Origin of the sequence: Methylobacterium sp. J-059, from assembly GCF_022829485.1 — a bacterium.
In the GTDB taxonomy this organism is placed as follows: Bacteria; Pseudomonadota; Alphaproteobacteria; order Rhizobiales; family Beijerinckiaceae; genus Methylobacterium.
The window spans coordinates 38160-54780 of the sequence record NZ_JAKSYA010000135.1; the positions used below are offsets into that span (position 1 = coordinate 38160).

A 16621-nucleotide genomic window follows, 5' to 3' on the forward strand; every position below is an offset into this window, starting at 1 on the left:
AACGGCGGACGGTGCGGCGGGCGCCCGGCCTCAGCCCAGCTGCTGCGCGCCGAAGGACGCGTCGGCCGCGGCCACGTAGCCGTCGGCCCCCGTGAACCGCACCCAGACCTCGACGCCGTCGCCGGCCGCGAGCTTCAGGGTCGTGGCGAGCGACAGGGCGGTGACCCCGTCCACCAGCGCACCGGTCGCGGCGGCGCGGCCGCGCCCGGCGGGGGCGCCGTTCCGGTAGAGCTGGACCTCGAAGGCCGTCGGCGCGCTCGCGTTGTTGCGCTTGTAGGTGAGCATGGCCGAGACCCGATAGAGGCCGGCCTCGGGGGCGGTGAAGCGGTTCGTCGCGGCCGCGAACGCGCCCTGGTCGTTGCTGTCGGCGATGTTGAACTGCACCTTCGTCCAGGCGCCGGCCGGGACGTAGTTGTCGAAGCTCGTGGTCGCCGCCGCCTTGGCGAAGTTGCTGATCCGCGCCCAGCCCGTGCCGGTGTACCACTTGAGCGCGGTCGCGGTGCTGTCGGCGTAGAGCTGCCCTTGCGCGAGCCCCGTCGTCGGGTCGGCGGCCAGCGGCGCGAGGCGCACCGCCCCGCTGGCCTCGACGGCGAACGCCTCGGCCGTGGCCGTGGTGCCGGCCGGCGTGGTGCGCAGGCTGATCCGCGTCGGCTGCGACGCGTCCGACCACGCCTCCGAGGCCAGGAAGGCGACCTGCACCCGCGGCGCCGACGCGTAGCCGGAGGCGCCGTAGCCGTATGCGGAGAGCTGCCCGATCGCGGCACCCGGCGGCAGGGCAGCCGGCGCGGCGGCGCTCCCGGCCGCGGCCCGGAAGGCGAGGTGTCCCGCGGCGTTGGCGCCGTAGCCGTCGAGGACGAGCCGCGGCGTCGTCCCGTCGGCGCCGGAGACCCGCAGCACCGTCTGGGGCGGCGCGTCGGGAAGCGCGCCGGCATGGGTGCCGATCTCCACCGGCCCGGCGATCCGCCCGAGGGCGAGCCGGCCGGTCGCCGCCGAGACCGAGAGCGCGGTCGAGAAGCTCGCGCCGTCCGGGCTCACCTTCAGGGCCACGTCGTCGGCGCCGAAGGTGCCGAGCAGCGCCCGCGTCGAGAACCCGGTCTGGAACGCCAGGCCGGCATCGCGCGCCGCCGCCTGCTTGTTGAGGGTGAGCCGCACGCTGCCCGAGCCCGGCGTCGCGTCGTCCCAGGAGAGCAGAGCGGCCTCGGACTTCACCGCCAGCCGGTTCACGGCGTCGGCCGCGGTGCCGATCCCGAGGCGGGCGAGGTTCTGGAGGCTCGCCAGGGTGGCGCGGAAGCTCGTCCAGGCGCTGCCGGTGAAGATGTAGAGGTCGCCCTCGTCGGCCACGAAGGCGAGCCAGCCCGGTCGGGGCGCGAGCCCGACCCAGACCCCGTCCCGGAAGCAGGCGACCTGGCCCGACAGCCCGGCCCAGGCCCCGGTGGGCGCGGCTGCGACGACAAGGTAGCGGTCGCCCTCGGCCGGGGCGGCCGGCGGCGCGGCGAGGTCCTTGTCGAGGCAGGCGAGCTGCACCAGCGCGTCGAGCTGCACCAGGGCCTCGTTGTGGGTGACGTGCTTCTGCGCCTGGTTGGCCGCGATCAGCGGCAGCGCGAGGTTCTGCGTGGTGTCCGGCATCGGCGGGCTCCGTCGAGGGATCGAGGTGTCAGCCCCGGCGCACGGCGACGCGCGCGCGGGTGGCCGGGCCCGGCCCGAACACCGCCCCGACCTGCGCGACGGCGATGTCGAGCACCGCCTGCGGGCCGCCGAAATCCGCGGCCTCGTCGGCGTAGAGCAGGCTCGGCCCGGCGGCGGCGAGGCTGCGCAGCCCGTGGCCGTCGGCGGCGAAGACGGTGACGGCGTAGGCCTCCACCGCCTCGTCGAGGGGAATGTCCGCGACGTCCCAGCTGTCGGCGTCGCGGCGCGCCGGGCGGATCCACAACAGGCGCACGCCGCCGGGCTCGCGCCGGGCGCGGAGGTGGACCGGGCTCGACGGCGCCAGCGCCGCGAGGCCGGCGGCGGCGAAGATCTCGGCGAAGCACGGGTCGCCGGGATCGCGCGAGGCCGGGCCGATCCGGTAGCGGAACCGGCGCCCGGCCTCGTCGAGCCGGTCGACGAGGGGAATCACCGCGCCGTCGTCGAGGCGCACGATCAGGCTTCCGGCCGGGGCCGGGCGCGAGGCCGCCGCCTCGCTGCCGGCGAGCCCGCGCAGCAACCGGCCGAGACGGAACGTTTCGGGCCCGACGAGCACGGCCTCCTGCGCCGCGATCACCTCCACGCTGCCGTCCGGCGCGATCACCGCGAACAGGTTGCCGCCGGCCAGCATCGCCGGCAGGTCGAGGCTGCCGAGCGCGCCGGCGTTGCGCAGGGTCGCGTCGAGGCGCGTCGCGCGGTCGAGACGCCAGAGTGGCCCCGGGGGCAGCGCCGTCAGCGTCCGCCCGAGGCAGGCCGGGTAGTCGGCGGTGCCGTGGAGCGCCAGCGGCGCGCCCGCGCCGTCCGAGCGCCAGATCGCCAGCGCGCCGGGCCACGGCTCGGCGGTCGCGGCGAGGTACTGCAGCGCGGTCGGGGTTCCGCGGTCGGCGGGCAGGTCGAGGGCGAGCGCGAACGGGGCGCCGGCGAGCAGCGGAGGCCGGACGGGCCGGGTCGTCGACGCGCGGCGCGCCGGCCGCGTGCCCGGCCCGTGCAGCGGCACGCCGCGGGTCTCGAGCCGGCGGCCGGCCGGCCCGTCGTCGATGCGCACGATGCGCTGGAGGCCGGCCGGCGTCGCCAGCAGGTCGCCGGGCTCGAGATCGAGGCGGCGCGGGCTGAGCGTCAGCCCGGCGGTGTCGCGGCCCGCGATGGCCCGGTCGAGGAGCGCCTCGGCAAGGTTTTCTGCGGTCTCGCGCCGGGTGACGACCGCCGCCTCGATCCGGGCCTCGCGCCGCCGGCCGCCGGCCGGCCGGATCGCGGCGGCGGACGCGCGGCGATAGTCCGGGTTCTCGGAATCGGTGAAGCCGATCTCGATCGAGCGCGGCAGGCCGCTCTCCTCGGCGCGCACCCGGCGCAGCGGCGCCTCGTCCTCGGAGACGCGCACGAGGTCGTCGTCGGCGATGATCACCGCCGCCTCGCGCCGCGGCCCGCGCAGCCGCAGGGTGCCGGCGACCGCCGACACGTCGAGGCCGTAGAGCTGCGCCAGCGGCTCCAGGGCGGCGCGGGCCGAGAGCGGCCGGTCGATCACCGCGCCGTCGAGGTAGGCGGCGGCCTCGATCGCGATCGGCACGGCGACACCGAGGTCGGACAGGATCCGCTCGATCAGCCGGTCGAGGTCGCAGCCCTCGATCCGGCCGGTGATCCAGTGGCCGACCCGCCAGTTGCCGGCATCGGCCCAGACCGAGCCCTGGTCGGGAAAGGCCGGGTAGGGCCGCGCGTCCCAGGCCCAGACGAAGACCGCGCCCGGGTCGACCATCGGCCCGCCATAGACGGGCGAGAGCGGGTTGTCGGCGGCCGCGAAGCCCGCCGCGGCGGGGTCGAACCGCGACAGGATCGCCTCCAGGCCGCGCAGCTGGATCAGCTCGTCGCGCAGGCCGCGCGAGGCGGGCGGAAAGGCGCTCTCGGAGGATTTCGGGTCGGGGAAGACGTTGGGTCCGTTGGTGCCCTTGTCGACCGCCGGCACGCCGATCTCGGTGAGCCAGATCGGCTTCCCGCGCGGCACCCAGGCCGTGGCGCGGGTCTCGACCCCGCCCGCCCGCTCGACGTGCGCGCTCGACCACCAGCCGACGAGGTCCTTGGGCCGGAACGTCCACGGCTTCCCGTAGGCGCCGTCGGTGATCGGGCTGCGGCGCTGCGCGGCGCGGGCCTCGTCGTCGGCGTAGTACCAGTCGAACGCCTCGCCGCCGCCGAGCCGGGCCTTGAGGAAGCCGCGGTCGTAGATCGTGTCGGTCTCGGCGAGGTCGGCCTGCGCGGGCGTGTCGCGAAAGTCCGAGATCGGCGGATAATAGTCGATCCCGACCGCGTCGATGCTCGGGTCGGAAAACAGCGCGTCGAGGGGGAAGCGCACGCTGGCGCCGCCGTCGCGGACCTGGGCGCCGTACTCGGTCCAGTCGGCGGCGTAGACGAGCTTCACCGACGGCCCGAGCCTCCGGCGCACCGTTCGGGCGAGGTCGATCAGCGCCGTTGCCGCCGGGCAGGTCTCGCCCGCGCCGCGCACGCGGGTGAGGCCGACGAGCTCGCTGGCGAGGACGAAGCCGGAGAGCGGCGTGCCGGCGGCCGCCCAGCCGGTCGCGAGGTCGGCATAGTGCAGCACCTGCCGGCGATAGCCCTGCGCGCCGGCGAAGTAGGCCAGCACCTGCGCCTCGGCCGCCGCCGTCCCGTCCGGGCTGCCGGGCTGGCCGGGGGCGGGATCGCAGGTGATGCGGCCGCGCCAGGGGTAGGCCGGCTGGCCGACGCTGCCGGGCGCGTAGGGATCGGGCAGCGCGTTGCCGGCGGCGACGTCCATCATCACGAACGGGTAGAGCACCACCGCGAGGCCGCGCCGGGCCAGCTCCGTTATCAGGCGGCCGAGGCCGGCATCGGAGGGCGTGCCGCCATAGGCCGGCGTGCCGTCCGGCGCGGCGGAGACGGGCGCGACCTGCGTGCGGTCGAGGCCGGCCACGAGCCAGCCGTCGCCGGTGGTCGCCTTGTCGCGGATCTCGACGCGGGGCGCGACCGTGCAGTGCCCGGCGCGCAGGTCGTCGCCGAACCACGCCACCACCACCGCGATGCGGGCGAGGTTCGGGCACAACGCCTGCAGCGCGTCGAGCGACGCGACCACGTCGGTCGCCGCCTGGAGCTGGAACCGGTTGGCGGCCCGCGTCCGGCCGAGGCCGAGATCGACCGTGACCGGCATCGGGTCGAGGCCGAACTCGGACGCGCCGGGGATCAGGTTCACCGCGCGGATCAGCGGCGCGACGCCGTTGACCGGCCGCACCACCTCGAAGGCGAATTGCGGGATGCGGTTGCCGTAATCGGCCAGGGGCAGCCCCTCGAACACCACGTAGGCGAGGCCGCGATAGGCCGGCGCGTCGGCGCCCTCCTTGGCGACGATCAGCGGATCGGGCGCCTGGTCGGCCGCGCCGGCATGGACCCGGCAGGTGATCGCGGTGCGGTCGAGCTCGATCCCGTCCGCCCAGATCCGCCGGACGAGGGCGATCTCGCCCTCGCACAGGCCGACCGCGAGGTTGGCGAAGTAGGCGTAGCGCGTCCGCACGGTCTTCTGCCCGCCGCCGCCCTTCGCCGGGGAGGACGCCCGCTCGACGGCCGTGTTGGCGACCTCGAGCGGCCGCGTCGCCCAGATCAGGGTGCCGCCGAGCTTCGCCCGGCCGTAGACGCGCGGCACCGGATCGCCCTCGGTCGAGGACAGGCCGGCGACGTCCGACAGCCGCGGCCCGGCGACGAAGCGCGGGCTCGTCCCCGCCCCGAACAGGGCGCCGTCGAGCCCGGCCCCCGCCGCCGCGCCGGCCACCCGCCCGACCACGCTCCCGATCGGCCCGCCGAGCGCGGTCCCGACCGCCGCCCCCGCCGTGGACAGGATCAGCGTGGCCATGGCGAGCTCCGGGGCTTCAGTCTCGATGGGATTGCGCTTCGATCGAAAATCGCAGCGCAAGTGCTTCCCTCCCCTCTCTGCAGGGGAGGAACAGGGCTAGACTCCGAGGCGAACCGGCTCCTGGAGACTTCCCGCGCGCCACGCCCTCACCCCGCCCCCGGGAAACGGAACACCCCGACCAGGTGCCGCCGCCACCACGGCGTGAAGGCCACCTCCGTCACCGCGGCGCGGTCGTGGGCGTGGATCATCCCGGCCTGCGTGGCGATGGCGCAGTGGCGGGCGGGCAGGTGCGCGCGGAAGGCGAAGAGCAGCACCTCGCCCGGCGCCGGCCCGTGGCGCGCGAGGTCGGCCGCGACCGGGACGAGGTGGCGGGCGGCGGCCTCCGTCAGCGGGTCGGTGCCGGGGGCAGCCGATTCCGCCCAGGTGCCGGAATAGGGCGGCGGCGCCTCGGGCTCGTCGCCCAGAAGGCCGCGCCAGACGCCGCGCAGCAGGCCGAGGCAGTCGCAGCCGACGCCGATCAGCGAGGCCTGGTGCCGGTAGGGCGTGCCGAGCCAGAGCCGGGCCTCGGCCGCGACCGCGGCACCGTCGAGCGGGTCGCGCATGGGGCGTCCTTTCAGCGGAACAGCGAGCCGCCGTCGAGGCCGGGACCCGCGCCGGGAGCGTAGCGCACGACGAAATCGTTGCCCGGCATGTGCGGGAAGCCCTGGAAGTTCAGGGCGTTCGCGAAGATGCCGCGGCAGGTGGCGAGGCGCTTGTCGCAGCCGGCGACGAGGGTGAAGGCGTCGCCCGGCGCGATGCCGCGCGGCGGCGCCTCCCACAACTCGATCAGGGTGCCGAGATGCGTGCGCACGTCGCCGGACAGGCCGGCATTGGCGCCCGCGGTCCAGCTCAGGCGGCCGCCGCTGAACAGCCCGTCGGCGAAGGTACCCGCGACCGCCGCGGACAAGGTGCCGGGCTCCGGCAGGCCGTCGACCGTGCCGTCGGTGCGGAACCGCGTGACGTCGACGCCGCAGCGGGCGTCGCCGAGGTCGGCGCCGCAGGTGGCGCGGTAGCTGCGGCCGCGCTCGGCGTCGAGCCGGTCGGCCAGGCCCCGCACCTCCGCGACGAAGGCGTCGCCCGCCCGGCGGATCTCGCCGAGCGTGCCGACGTCGAGCAGCAGGCGGGTGTCCGGGTCGGTCCAGTCCACCAGCCAGGTCTCGATCCCGGCGCCGTCGTAGAGGCCGCCGGCGATGTCGGCCTCGGTCAGCCCGAGGCTCGCGAGCGCGCCGGAGACGTCGCCGCCGGAGACGGCGAAGCCGAGCTCGGCCGCGGCTTCGGCCGCTTCCAGCCCGGTGCGGGCGGCGTAGGTCAGGCCCGCCACGGCGAGGTCGCGGTCGTGGTCGGTGAAGCCGAGGGCGACGCCGTCGCGGCGGCGCAGGGCCCAGCATCGGCAGAGGGTGGTGACCCCGCCGGCGCGGTGGGCGGCGAAGGCGGGCGGCAGGTCGCGCATGGTTCCGAACTCCCTACGGCACGATCTCGACGAGCGGCACCTTCGGGATCTCGCCCGCGGCGAAGGCTTCGAGGTTGACGACGAGGTCGTCGGTGTCGAACCGGACCGGCACGTCGAAGGCGAAGCCTGCGGTGATCACGGCGCCGGCCGCCGGCACCGAGCCGGCGCCGAACACGACCAGCCCGGTCGCGGGATCGCAGGCGAAGCCCGCGGCCGCCACCTCGATCCCGGCGACCGCCACCCGCACGCTCCCCGCGACCGGCTTGGCGATCGTCCGCCGGTAGGGCGTCGGCCCGGCACCGTAGGTCTTCGCCAGAGGGAAGGCGGCGGTCGCGCCGTCGCCGATGCCGAGGCGCTGGTCGGTCGGCGTTGGCACCCGGCCCGGCGGCCCGGAGCGGAAATCGGCCCGGTCGCGGTAGCGGAAGCCGTAGAGCCGCCCGCGCCGCTCCTCGAAGAAGCCCAGAACCGCATGGAGCGTGTCGAGCGAGCGGATGCCGAAGCCGGCATCGTAGCGCCGGCGCGAATCGGCCCAGCGGCTGTTGCGGTGCTCCCGCCCCGAGGCCAGCGTGACGATCTCGGTCAGCCGGCTCGGGCCGCCGCTGCCGCGCAGCGCCACGTCGAGGGGAAAGGACACCTCGTGGAAATCGTCCGGCATCGGTCCTCCTCCGATCATAGCGCCCGCTGGCCGCGCGCCACGGCGCGGGCGAGGCTCGCGGTCACCTGCGCCTCGGACTTGCGGAACGAGGTTGCGTCCGGCGTGGCGATGTTGACGGTGACCGCGACGGGCCGGCCGCCCGATCCGGCGCCGACCCCGAGGCGGCCGTCGGGGCCGCGGCGCAGCGGCAGGATCGCCTCGGGGCCGGCCTCTCCCATCAGGCCGGTGCCGCCGCTCATCGGGAAGTAGGTCGGCGCCGCGACGACCCCGCCGCCGGCGAAGGCCCGCACCCGGCCGCCCTGAAGCACGCCGCCGCGGGCGAACGCCGCGTCCGCCCCCACGCTCGAGCCGAGCAGGCCGTCGACCAGGCCGGTGAGGCCGGTGCGGACCGGCTTGAGCGCGGCCTGGACCGCCGCCCCGGCGAGCCGCGTGCCCAGCGATCCGAGCACCCCGTCGAGCTGCCGCCCGGAGCTGAGGCTTCGGGTCAGGGCCGTCGACAGGCTCTGCCCGAAGCGCTGGGCGAGCTTGTCCAGGGTGTCGAGCTGCTTGATGCGGGCGGCGTTCGCCCGGTCGAGGTCGGTCTCCGCCATGGTGGCCTCCAGCGACGCGGACCGGCGTCAGGTTGCGTCCGGATGGTCGGCGATCAGCCGCGCCAGCCCGTCGCGGCCGAGCGCTCCGCCCCCGGTGCGGAGACCGGCGGCGGCGAGCAGCTCGCGCGGCGTGGCGCGCCAGAAATCGCGCGGGCGCCAGCGCAGGCGCCCGAGCCCGAGCGCCAGCGCGTCGTCCCACGGGAAGGCGGGCATCGGGCCCGGCGCGCTCCCGCCCGTGGGGCTCAAGGGTCCGCGGGCGGTTCCCCGAAGGCGGCGACGAGGGCCTCGCCGAGGGCGCCGGCGAGGGGCTCCAGGCCGCCGGCCAGCGGCAGGGCGGCGACCGCCGCGTCGTCGAGGGCGTGGCCGCCGCCCCGGAGCGCCGCGCCCAGCAGCGCGATCAGGTCGCGCGCCGCGAGCCGGCCAGAGGAAAAGCGCTCGGCCAGGCCGACGAGGTCACCCGCCTGCAGCGCGGCCTCGAGTTCCGCCAGGGCGCCGAGCGTCAGGCAGAGGGTGTAGCGGGTGCCGCCGAGATCGAGCGGCACCTCGCCGCGCCTGCGGTTGACCATGAAGGGGTTCTCCTGGGTGGCCTTCGACCGGAACCGGCCGAAGGCGTCCGCCGCACCGGCGGCGGCGCGCGGTCGCGCTTGCTTCCCGAGGTCGGGATGCTCGTCTTGGTGGCCTTCGACCGGAACCGGCCGAAGGCGTCCGCCGCACTGGCGGCGGCGCGCGGTCGCGCTCCCCAACCGGCGTCGGGATGCCCGTGCCGGCTCAGAGCGCGGTGAAGGCGATGGCGCCGGCCGATTCCAGGCTCATGTCGAAGGTGACCTCGCCGGCATGATCCCCGCGGTATTCCAGCGCCGTGATCTGGAACGGCCCCTCGAGGGTGCCGAAGGCGGGCACCACCACCTGGAAGGTCTCGATGACCCCGTCGAAGAACACCTGCCGCAGGCGCAGGTCGGAGGCCTCGTCGCGGAAAACGCCGGAGCCCGAGATCGCGGCCCGGCGCGCGCCGGCGCCGGCGAGGAGCTCGCGCCAGCGCCCGGCGGAATCGGCGTTGGTGACGTCGACGGCCTCGGCGTTGAACGCGATCTGGCGGGCGCGCAGGCCCGCCACCGCGACGAAGCCGCCGGCGCCGTTGCCGGCGCGGACCAGCAGGTCCTTCCCCTTCTGAGCGGTCATGTCGGGTTCCTTTCGGTGACGGCCTGGAGCGTGAGGACGGCGCGGGCCTCGCCGGTGCGCTCGTCGCGCCGCGCCGCGATGGCCTGGACGCGCAGGGTCACGAGGGCGTGGCCGGTGAGCGCCAGGGCCGGATCGGCGACGAGGAGCGACATCCGCTCGGCGGCGTCGAGCGCGGTGCGGACCGAGCCGGGCCGGGCGAACACCACGAGCGCGTGGCTGTGCTGGTGGCGGACGGCGCCGTCGACGGAATCGTCGCGGATCTCGGCGTCGCCGAACAGGGCGTAGACCGGCTGCGCGCCGGCCGGCGGCTCGTCGTAGAGCCGGAACGTGCCCCCCATCAGCCGGGCGAGCGCGGCGTCGGTGGAGAACCGCGCGATGAGCGCCGCGCGCAGGGCGAGGAGCGGGCTCGGCGCCGGCGGGGCGAGGGCCGTGCCGGGCGATGCGTCGGTCATGGGCTCGCCTCCGACAGGGCCTCGACGTGGCAGACGAGGTCGCGGCCGCGCTCGTCCGGATCGACGATCGTCCGGATGGCGAAGCGGCGCGGGCCGGCGGCGAGCCGCATCGCCGGCGTGAGCCCGGTGCGCGCCCGCAGGGTGATGCGGTGGGTCGCGACGCTGTCGTCGCGCCCGCCGCGGAGGCGCTCGACGGCGCCGACCGGCTCGATCGCCCCCCACAGCACCGGCCCGGCGACGTAGCGCCGGAGGATGCCGCCGAACCCGTCGGCCTCGTCCACCGGCAGCTCCAGCACGAGCCGGCGCCGGCGCGTGCCGATCGCCCGCGGAACGGTGTCGGGCATGGTGGCCTCCGGGGTACGGGACATCGCGAAGCGGGTTCGGGCGAACGCGTCCGGCGGCGCGGATCACAGCCGCAGCCGGCGGAACGGGGTGGTCGCCGACGCGAGGTCGGCCCCGTCCGAGAAGGCGTCGTCGCCGCGGTGCTCGTACCGGGCGGCGGCGCGCCGCAGCACGGCGAGCCTCAGCGGCGGCGGGATCGGAGGCCCGTCGCCGCCGTATCCGGCCACGAGATCGACCAGCACGGCGCGCCCGGCCGCATCGGGGATCGCGGCGAAGAGCAGGGCCGGCGCCTCGATCCGGTCGGCGGCGAGGCTCGCCGAGCCCGCGGCGAATTCGGCGATGCCGCCATCCGCCGCGGAGAACCCGGCGCGCACCAGGGCGACGAGGGGGCTCAGCGGCACCGGCACGCGCCCGTCCGCGGGCAGCCGGTCCAGCACCATCCGCCAGGTGCCGGGCACGAGGATGCGCCGGGTCTCGGCCTCGACCTCGCTGCGGGCAGCCGCGATCAGGCCGGCGAGCAGGTCGTCCTCGGTGGCGTCGTCCGGGTCGAGGCGCAGGTAGCCGCGCAGCTCGGGCACGCTCACCGGCTCGACGACGGCGCCGGCCACGCGTATCGGCATCATCGCGCATCTCCATGAAGCGTGGATCGAGGGGTCTCGATGGTGTTCGGACAGCGCGTTCCCCGCCCGGCCGCGATCGGCCTGGCGTGGCTCGCGACCCTGGCGTGGGCCGGCGGGCCGGCGCATGCCGTGGTCGGCGGCGCCGAGGCGACGCCCGAGGGCGCGGTGATGGTGCTGTCGTCGAAGGGCGGGGTCTGCTCCGCCGTGGTGGTGGCGCCGGACACGGTGCTCACCGCCGGCCATTGCGCCGGCGCGGGCCTCGAGCACCGCGTCCATTTCCGCGACGCGTCCGGGCAGCCGGTCCTCGTCGAGGTCGCGGCCCGGGCGGTCCATCCGGGCTACGATGACGGGGCGATCGCCGGCCGGCGGCGCTCGATCGACCTCGCGCTGCTGCGCACGGCGACGCCGCTGCCGCCGCGCTTTTCCCCGGCGACGTTCAGCACCGCGAGCCCGCGGGCCGGCGAGACGCTGACGCTGGCCGGCTACGGCGCCGAGCGGCCCGGCGACCCGCGCTCGACCGGCACCTTCCGCAGCGTCGCCCTGCCGGTGATCGAGCCCTACGGCCCGAGCCGCATCCTGGTCTGGCTCAAGGCGGCGGGCCGCGCCGGCGGCTGCCAGGGCGATTCCGGCGGCCCGGTCTCGGACGCGGCGGGCGTCGTCGCCGTCACCGCCTGGATCGGCGGCGCCTGCGGTGGCCTGACCCAGGCCGTCCGCGTCGCGCCGCAGCGCGACTGGCTCGACCGCACGCTCGCCGGCTGGGACCGGACGGCGCGCTGGCACTGAGCCGGCGGTCCCGCCGGCCCCGAGGAACCGAACCTTGGCCGACGGATTGCTTTACGTTAGGCTTCAGTCCCACCTGCCGAGAGCGCCCTCGGCCCCCGGAGAGAACGATGCTCGCCACTGTGCTCCGCGGCGCCCTGCTCGGCGGCCTGTCCGTCGGCCTCCTCAGCTCGCTGCCGGCACCGGCTTCGGCCGTGATCAACGGCGAGGTGACCCGCGACCCGAACGGCACGCGCAACTTCGTGGTGCGGATCGAGAGCACCCAGGGCGAGATCTGCTCGGGCACGCTGATCGCGCCCGATCTCGTGCTGACCGCAGCCCATTGCGTGATGCAGCCGGCCGGCTACAGCATCGTGGCGGTCGACCGCGGCTTCCGCCAGCGCCGTGTCTCGGTGATCGCCGCCTCGATGCATCCCGAATTCGTCCCCGGCACCACGCCGGAGGACCAGCCGGGCGTCGACCTCGCCCTGCTCAAGCTCGAGCAGCCGCTCGGCACGGACTACGCGCCCCTCGATCCGCGCGGCGCCGGCTCGATCGGTAACGGCGACGCGGTCGACATCGCCGGCTTCGGCGTCGTCGCCGAGAACCGCCGCAACACCGCCCGCACGCTGCGCCAGGCCCACCTCGTCTCGATCGGGTCGCTGCAGGTCGCCAACCGGGTCACCGTCGTCACCGACCGCCGCCGCATGGCCGAGACCGCCGGCGCCGGCGCCTGCCTCGGCGATTCCGGCGGCCCGATCCTGTCGGGCGGCCCCGGCGGCTACCAGATCGTCGGCGTGGTGAGCTGGTCGAGCGGGGCGATGCGCCAGGACGCCCGCCGCCGCACCGCCTGCGGCGGGTTCACGGCGGTGACGCCGGTGGCCGAGCACACCGGGTGGATCGCGGCACGCTCGGCCGAGCTTTCCCGGATCGAGGTCGGCCAGGCGATGCCGGCCGGCCGCGGCAACCGCTCGGATTGGATGGCCCGGCCCGGGCGCAACCGCTGAACCCTGACCCGAACCGGAATTTGCAGAAGGACCAGGTTTCACGTGCGGTCGCGCGATCGTCGCCCGTGCATCTGGTCGATTGCATTTTCAATTCACTGAATGATACCGCTTGATGCGATGGCGCCGACGCATCCGGCCTCAACCGGAACGCGATGCGGCTGCGCTCCCGGGAGCATCGCTCATGTTCGACGGCTCGACACCCGCCACGCCCTCGCTCGCCTCGGCGCTCATCGCCTTCGGGTTCGTCGGCGCCTGGGAGACGAACGTCGCGGCCGGGCGCTCGGTCCTCGACGAGGGCGCCTGCGACGTGATGGCGGGTGACGCGTCGCTCGCCGGCAAGCCCCTCACGCTCGACGAGTCGCTCGCGCGCATCCACCCGGAGGATCGCGACTGGGTGTTCGACCGGATCAGGCAGGTGCGCGAGACCGGCGGTTCGTTCTCCGCCGACTTCCGGATCGTCACGGAAGGCGGCGACATCCGCTGGATCCGCAACCGCGGCCACGTGACCCGGACGGAGACCGGCATGCACGGCCACGGCGCCTTCTTCGACGTCACCGACACGCGCGCGAAGCTCGACGTCCTGCCCCGGCCGAAGCTCCGCCTGCTGCCCCCGGCCGATCCGCTGGAGCAGGCCGCCGACCAGATCCTGGCCGCCCGCGTGGCGATCGACCGGACCGGGCAGAAGCGCCTGCGCACCCTCGTCGATACGCTGCTGCTGGAGGTGGGCCGCGCCCTGGCACGGCGCCAGGGCGCGTGAGGCCGGCCCGGGGGCGGGCCGTCGACGCGGGCGGGGACGCCGCTCGCGGCCCGGATCAGGCGAACTTCAGCAGCTTGATCGCGGCGAAGTCCTGCACGCCGCCGCCGACGCGCTTGGTGGTGTAGAACAGCACGTAGGGCTTGGCGGAATACGGGTCGCGCAGCACCCGCAGGCCGGTGCGGTCGACCACGAGGTAGCCGCGGCGGAAATCGCCGAAGGCGAGCGCGAGGCTGCCGGCGGCGATGTCGGGCATCGCCTCGGCCTCCGTCACCGGGAAGCCGAGCAGGGTCGCGGCCCGGTCCGAGGCGGTCGACGGCAGCCAGAGATAGTTGCCCTCGTTGTCCTTGAACTTGCGGATCGCGCTCTGCGTGCGCCGGCTCATCACGAAGCCGGCATTCTGGCGGTAGCCGGCCTTGAGGCCGTAGACGAGATCGAACAGCACGTCGGCCGGGTTCGCCGCCGGGAAGGCGCCGGCCGTGCCGGTGCCGACGATCCCGATCTTGCCCGGCACCCAGGCGTCGTTGCCCACGGTGTCGTAGCTGAGGAAGCCGCGCGGGCGGCTGACGCCGTTGCCGGTGACGAAGGCGACGCTCTCCTGCTCGGAGAACGCGGTCTCGACCTCGTCGGCGAGCCAGGCGTCGATGTCGACCACGGCGTCGTCGAGCAGGGTCTGGGTCGCGGCCGGCATGGCGTAGAGCTCCATCGCCGGGAAGTTCAGCTCCGACAGCACCGGCCCGTCGGTGGCCGGGCGCGGCGCGGTCTCGGCGATCCAGCCGGCGATTGGGGCGCCGGTCGCCACCGCGCGCTTGTACTGGCCGCCCGAGATGGTGCGGACGCTGGCGATGGCACGGATCGGCGACAGGTCGGCCAAGCGCTTGAGCACCTCGCGCTCGATGGTCTGCGGCACGAGGTAGCCGCCGTCCGGCCCGGATCCGGCCGAGAGCGCCTTGGCCTCCAGGCTCTTCAGGCCGCCGCTCTCGCCGGCGCGGACGTAGAGGTCGAACGCCGTCTTGTGCTCGTCGGCGGCCGCATCGCGCGGCTGCTCGGGCCGGCCGAGCGGCGGGCGGGCGCGGTCCAGGGTGATGCGGTCGAGGCGCGTCCGGGCACTGTCCAGCGCCGCATCGATCCGCGCGAGCTTCTCCTCGGTGAGCACGTCGGGCCCGAGCCGGCCCTCGATCTGGGCGAGCCGGGTGTCGTTGGTCTCCTTGAAGGCCTCGAAGGCCTGGGTCAGCCCGTCGAAGGCGTCCCGCGCGGTGCCCGGCTCGGCGCCGGGCCGCCCGGCCTTGTTCTCCAGCAGCACGCGATCGGACTTGGTCTCGAAGGTCTCGTGACGGGTCATGTGAGCCTCACCGTTGGAATGAAAAGTTACGCGCGGATCCCTCCCCCTCTGCGGGGGAGGGAAGAACGTGGGCGCCCGCCGCCTCTCACCACCCGGAGGGGGTGGCGGAGCGCCCGGCGGCACGCACCGGCGCGAGGCGCCGGGCGAAGGCGCGCAGTTCCGCCGGCAGCGGGGCGTTCGCGACGCGCGCGCCCGGCTGCAGCGGGAAGGTCACCAGGGAGATCTCCCAGAGATCCACCGCGTGCAGCTGGCGGAAGCCGCCGCGCGGGCGCGCCTCCAGGGTGCGGAAGCCGATCGACAGACCGTCGAGGGCGCCGTCCCGCATCAGCGCGTCGATCTCGCGCGCCCGTTGCACCGCGAGGTTGAGGCGACCCTCGACGCGCAGGCCCCGCCCATCCTCGGCGAGCGCCTGCCAGCGCCCGATCGGCTCGGCGGGATCGTGCTGCCACAGCATCCGCACGCCGGCGGCGCCGCGCTGCCGCAGGCTCGCGGCGAAGGCCCCCGCCTGCACGATGTCGCGCCCGAGGTCGGGCACGCCGAACAGGCTGGCATAGCCGGTGAAGTGGCCGTCCATGGCGGTCTCCCGTGGCGGGCAGGGAAAGATCGGGCTGCGCCGGAGCCTCAGGCCCCGGGCTCCGGGGCTTCGGGCGGGTAGCCCACCGCCGCGCGCTTCTCGGCCGGCGTCAGGAAGTCGGCCGCCTGCACCCGGCGCCACAGCGACTCGCGCTCGCTGGCCAGCGCCTCGATCGCGTCGAGGTCCGGCTCAAGGCGGACGTCGCCGAAGGCCGGCGCGAGCCAGTGCGCGAGCGCCTCCGCCGTGCGGCGGGCGAGCGGCACCAGGGTCTGGCGGTAGAAGGCGCGGTTGGCCTCGGCGTAGTTGGCATGGGTGTTGTCGCCCGGAAGCCCGAGGAGCAGCGGCGGCACGCCGAAGGCCAGGGCGATCTCGCGCGCGGCCGCGGCCTTCGCCTCGACGAAGTCCATCTCCTTGGGCGACAGCGCCAGCGGCTTCCAGTCGAGCCCGCCTTCGAGCAGCAGCGGCCGCCCGGCATTGCCGGCGCCCTGGTAGTTCGACTCCAGCTCGGCCTTCAGCCGCACGAACTGCGCCTCGCTCAAGCTCGCCCCGGCACCGGCGAAGACCAGCGCGCCGGAGGGGCGCGCCGCGTTGTCGAGCAGCGCCTTGTTCCAGGCCCCGGCCGCGTTGTGGATGTCGAGGGAGATCGCGGCCGCCTCCATCGGCGACAGGCCGTAATGGTCGTCGGTGGGGTGGAACAGGGCGAGATGCAGGATCGGCGGCACGGCGCCGGCCTCGTCGTAGGCGACGCGGCGGCCGCCGACCTCGTAGACGTAGCCGGCCGGCCAGCCGTCGGGCCCCGGCACCACCCGCATCCGGTCGGGGCGCAGCGCGAACAGGGCGCGCGGGATCCCGTCGAGCGACACCGCCTCGAGATAGGCGTTCCCGGACACCATCAGGTGCCCGTACAGGGTCTCCAGCAGGCGGGTGCCGCCCTCGCGCGGGTTCGGCCGCGCCAGCAGCGCGGCGATCGGGTGGTCGGCCGCCTCCGCGCCGGTGACGACCAGCGGAATCGACGCGGCGCCTTCGGCGATGAGGCGCACGGCGCGGTGGACCACGGCGTTGCGCTGGTAGCCCTCGCGGGCGAGCGCGGTGCCGTCGCGCGCGGTCCAGACGGCGCGGGCGTCGCCGTAGAGGGCGACGCTCGGCCCGGAGAGCGGGGCCGCCTTCACGGCCGGCACGTAGCCGGCGGCCCGCGCCAGCCTCGTCAGCAGGGTCGGCATCGGGCGCCTCCTCGAGATGCGTGTTTTCCGACGCCTCATGGGTCGAAACCCATGAGGCCCGGCGGATGGCCGCCGCCCCGCAGTCGCGCG

Annotated in this window: 18 protein-coding genes; 3 read left to right on the forward strand and 15 right to left on the reverse strand. The window is 75.6% G+C overall.

Going from position 1 to position 16621, the window contains the following annotated elements:
* Positions 1 to 30: 30 nt before the first annotated feature.
* The 12 genes from MKK55_RS19825 to MKK55_RS19880 form a co-directional block, all read right to left on the reverse strand.
* On the reverse strand, positions 31 to 1626 hold the full coding sequence (locus MKK55_RS19825; RefSeq protein ID WP_243937279.1) for a DUF2793 domain-containing protein: 1596 nt from the start codon (positions 1624 to 1626) through the stop codon (positions 31 to 33).
* A 28-nt stretch (positions 1627 to 1654) separates the two neighbouring features.
* Positions 1655 to 5548 carry a glycoside hydrolase/phage tail family protein gene (locus MKK55_RS19830; protein ID WP_243937281.1) on the reverse strand — a complete coding sequence of 1298 codons (3894 nt, stop codon included), beginning with the start codon at positions 5546 to 5548 and terminating at the stop codon, positions 1655 to 1657.
* A gap of 146 nt (positions 5549 to 5694) precedes the next feature.
* Positions 5695 to 6150 (reverse strand): peptidase P60, encoded by a 456-nt coding sequence (locus MKK55_RS19835; RefSeq protein ID WP_147858897.1) that lies wholly within the window; start codon positions 6148 to 6150, stop codon positions 5695 to 5697.
* An 11-nt stretch (positions 6151 to 6161) separates the two neighbouring features.
* Positions 6162 to 7037 (reverse strand): DUF2163 domain-containing protein, encoded by an 876-nt coding sequence (locus tag MKK55_RS19840; protein ID WP_243937283.1) that lies wholly within the window; start codon positions 7035 to 7037, stop codon positions 6162 to 6164.
* 13 nt (positions 7038 to 7050) lie between these two features.
* Entirely contained in the window at positions 7051 to 7692 is a 642-nt protein-coding gene (locus MKK55_RS19845; RefSeq protein WP_147728937.1) for a DUF2460 domain-containing protein, read from the reverse strand.
* Between the two features lie 14 nt (positions 7693 to 7706).
* Positions 7707 to 8282: a phage tail tape measure protein gene (locus MKK55_RS19850; RefSeq protein ID WP_147858895.1), complete on the reverse strand. Its 576-nt coding sequence runs from the start codon at positions 8280 to 8282 to the stop codon at positions 7707 to 7709.
* Positions 8283 to 8309: 27 nt separating this feature from the next.
* Complete coding sequence (locus MKK55_RS19855) at positions 8310 to 8495, reverse strand: phage tail assembly chaperone (protein ID WP_147858894.1); 186 nt, start codon at positions 8493 to 8495, stop codon at positions 8310 to 8312.
* A 29-nt stretch (positions 8496 to 8524) separates the two neighbouring features.
* Positions 8525 to 8848 carry a gene transfer agent family protein gene (locus tag MKK55_RS19860; RefSeq protein ID WP_147858893.1) on the reverse strand — a complete coding sequence of 108 codons (324 nt, stop codon included), beginning with the start codon at positions 8846 to 8848 and terminating at the stop codon, positions 8525 to 8527.
* Positions 8849 to 9050: 202 nt separating this feature from the next.
* A complete protein-coding gene (locus MKK55_RS19865) occupies positions 9051 to 9461 on the reverse strand; it encodes a phage major tail protein, TP901-1 family (protein WP_147844728.1) in 411 nt (136 codons plus the stop codon).
* A complete protein-coding gene (locus tag MKK55_RS19870; protein ID WP_147844727.1) occupies positions 9458 to 9913 on the reverse strand; it encodes a DUF3168 domain-containing protein in 456 nt (151 codons plus the stop codon). The genes MKK55_RS19865 and MKK55_RS19870 overlap by 4 nt, the downstream gene beginning before the upstream one ends.
* Positions 9910 to 10257, reverse strand: a complete 348-nt coding sequence (locus tag MKK55_RS19875) for a head-tail adaptor protein (protein ID WP_243937285.1) — start codon at positions 10255 to 10257, stop codon at positions 9910 to 9912. Before MKK55_RS19875 ends, MKK55_RS19870 begins: the two co-directional genes overlap by 4 nt.
* A gap of 63 nt (positions 10258 to 10320) precedes the next feature.
* Positions 10321 to 10878, reverse strand: a complete 558-nt coding sequence (locus MKK55_RS19880; protein ID WP_243937287.1) for a hypothetical protein — start codon at positions 10876 to 10878, stop codon at positions 10321 to 10323.
* 36 nt (positions 10879 to 10914) lie between these two features.
* On the opposite strand from MKK55_RS19880, the gene MKK55_RS19885 reads away from it, so the two are divergent.
* The 3 genes from MKK55_RS19885 to MKK55_RS19895 all read left to right on the forward strand — a co-directional run bounded on the left by MKK55_RS19885 (position 10915) and on the right by MKK55_RS19895 (position 13398).
* Positions 10915 to 11658: a S1 family peptidase gene (locus tag MKK55_RS19885; RefSeq protein ID WP_243937288.1), complete on the forward strand. Its 744-nt coding sequence runs from the start codon at positions 10915 to 10917 to the stop codon at positions 11656 to 11658.
* Between the two features lie 107 nt (positions 11659 to 11765).
* Entirely contained in the window at positions 11766 to 12641 is an 876-nt protein-coding gene (locus MKK55_RS19890) for a S1 family peptidase (protein ID WP_243937289.1), read from the forward strand.
* A 181-nt stretch (positions 12642 to 12822) separates the two neighbouring features.
* Positions 12823 to 13398 (forward strand): PAS domain-containing protein, encoded by a 576-nt coding sequence (locus MKK55_RS19895; protein WP_147843741.1) that lies wholly within the window; start codon positions 12823 to 12825, stop codon positions 13396 to 13398.
* Positions 13399 to 13453: 55 nt separating this feature from the next.
* Here the strand turns inward: MKK55_RS19895 and MKK55_RS19900 are convergent, their stop codons facing one another.
* The 3 genes from MKK55_RS19900 to MKK55_RS19910 form a co-directional block, all read right to left on the reverse strand.
* Complete coding sequence (locus MKK55_RS19900; RefSeq protein WP_243937290.1) at positions 13454 to 14737, reverse strand: phage major capsid protein; 1284 nt, start codon at positions 14735 to 14737, stop codon at positions 13454 to 13456.
* An 85-nt stretch (positions 14738 to 14822) separates the two neighbouring features.
* A complete protein-coding gene (locus MKK55_RS19905) occupies positions 14823 to 15311 on the reverse strand; it encodes an HK97 family phage prohead protease (protein WP_243937291.1) in 489 nt (162 codons plus the stop codon).
* Positions 15312 to 15358: 47 nt separating this feature from the next.
* Positions 15359 to 16531, reverse strand: a complete 1173-nt coding sequence (locus MKK55_RS19910) for a phage portal protein (protein WP_243937292.1) — start codon at positions 16529 to 16531, stop codon at positions 15359 to 15361.
* Between the last annotated feature and the right edge of the window lie 90 nt (positions 16532 to 16621).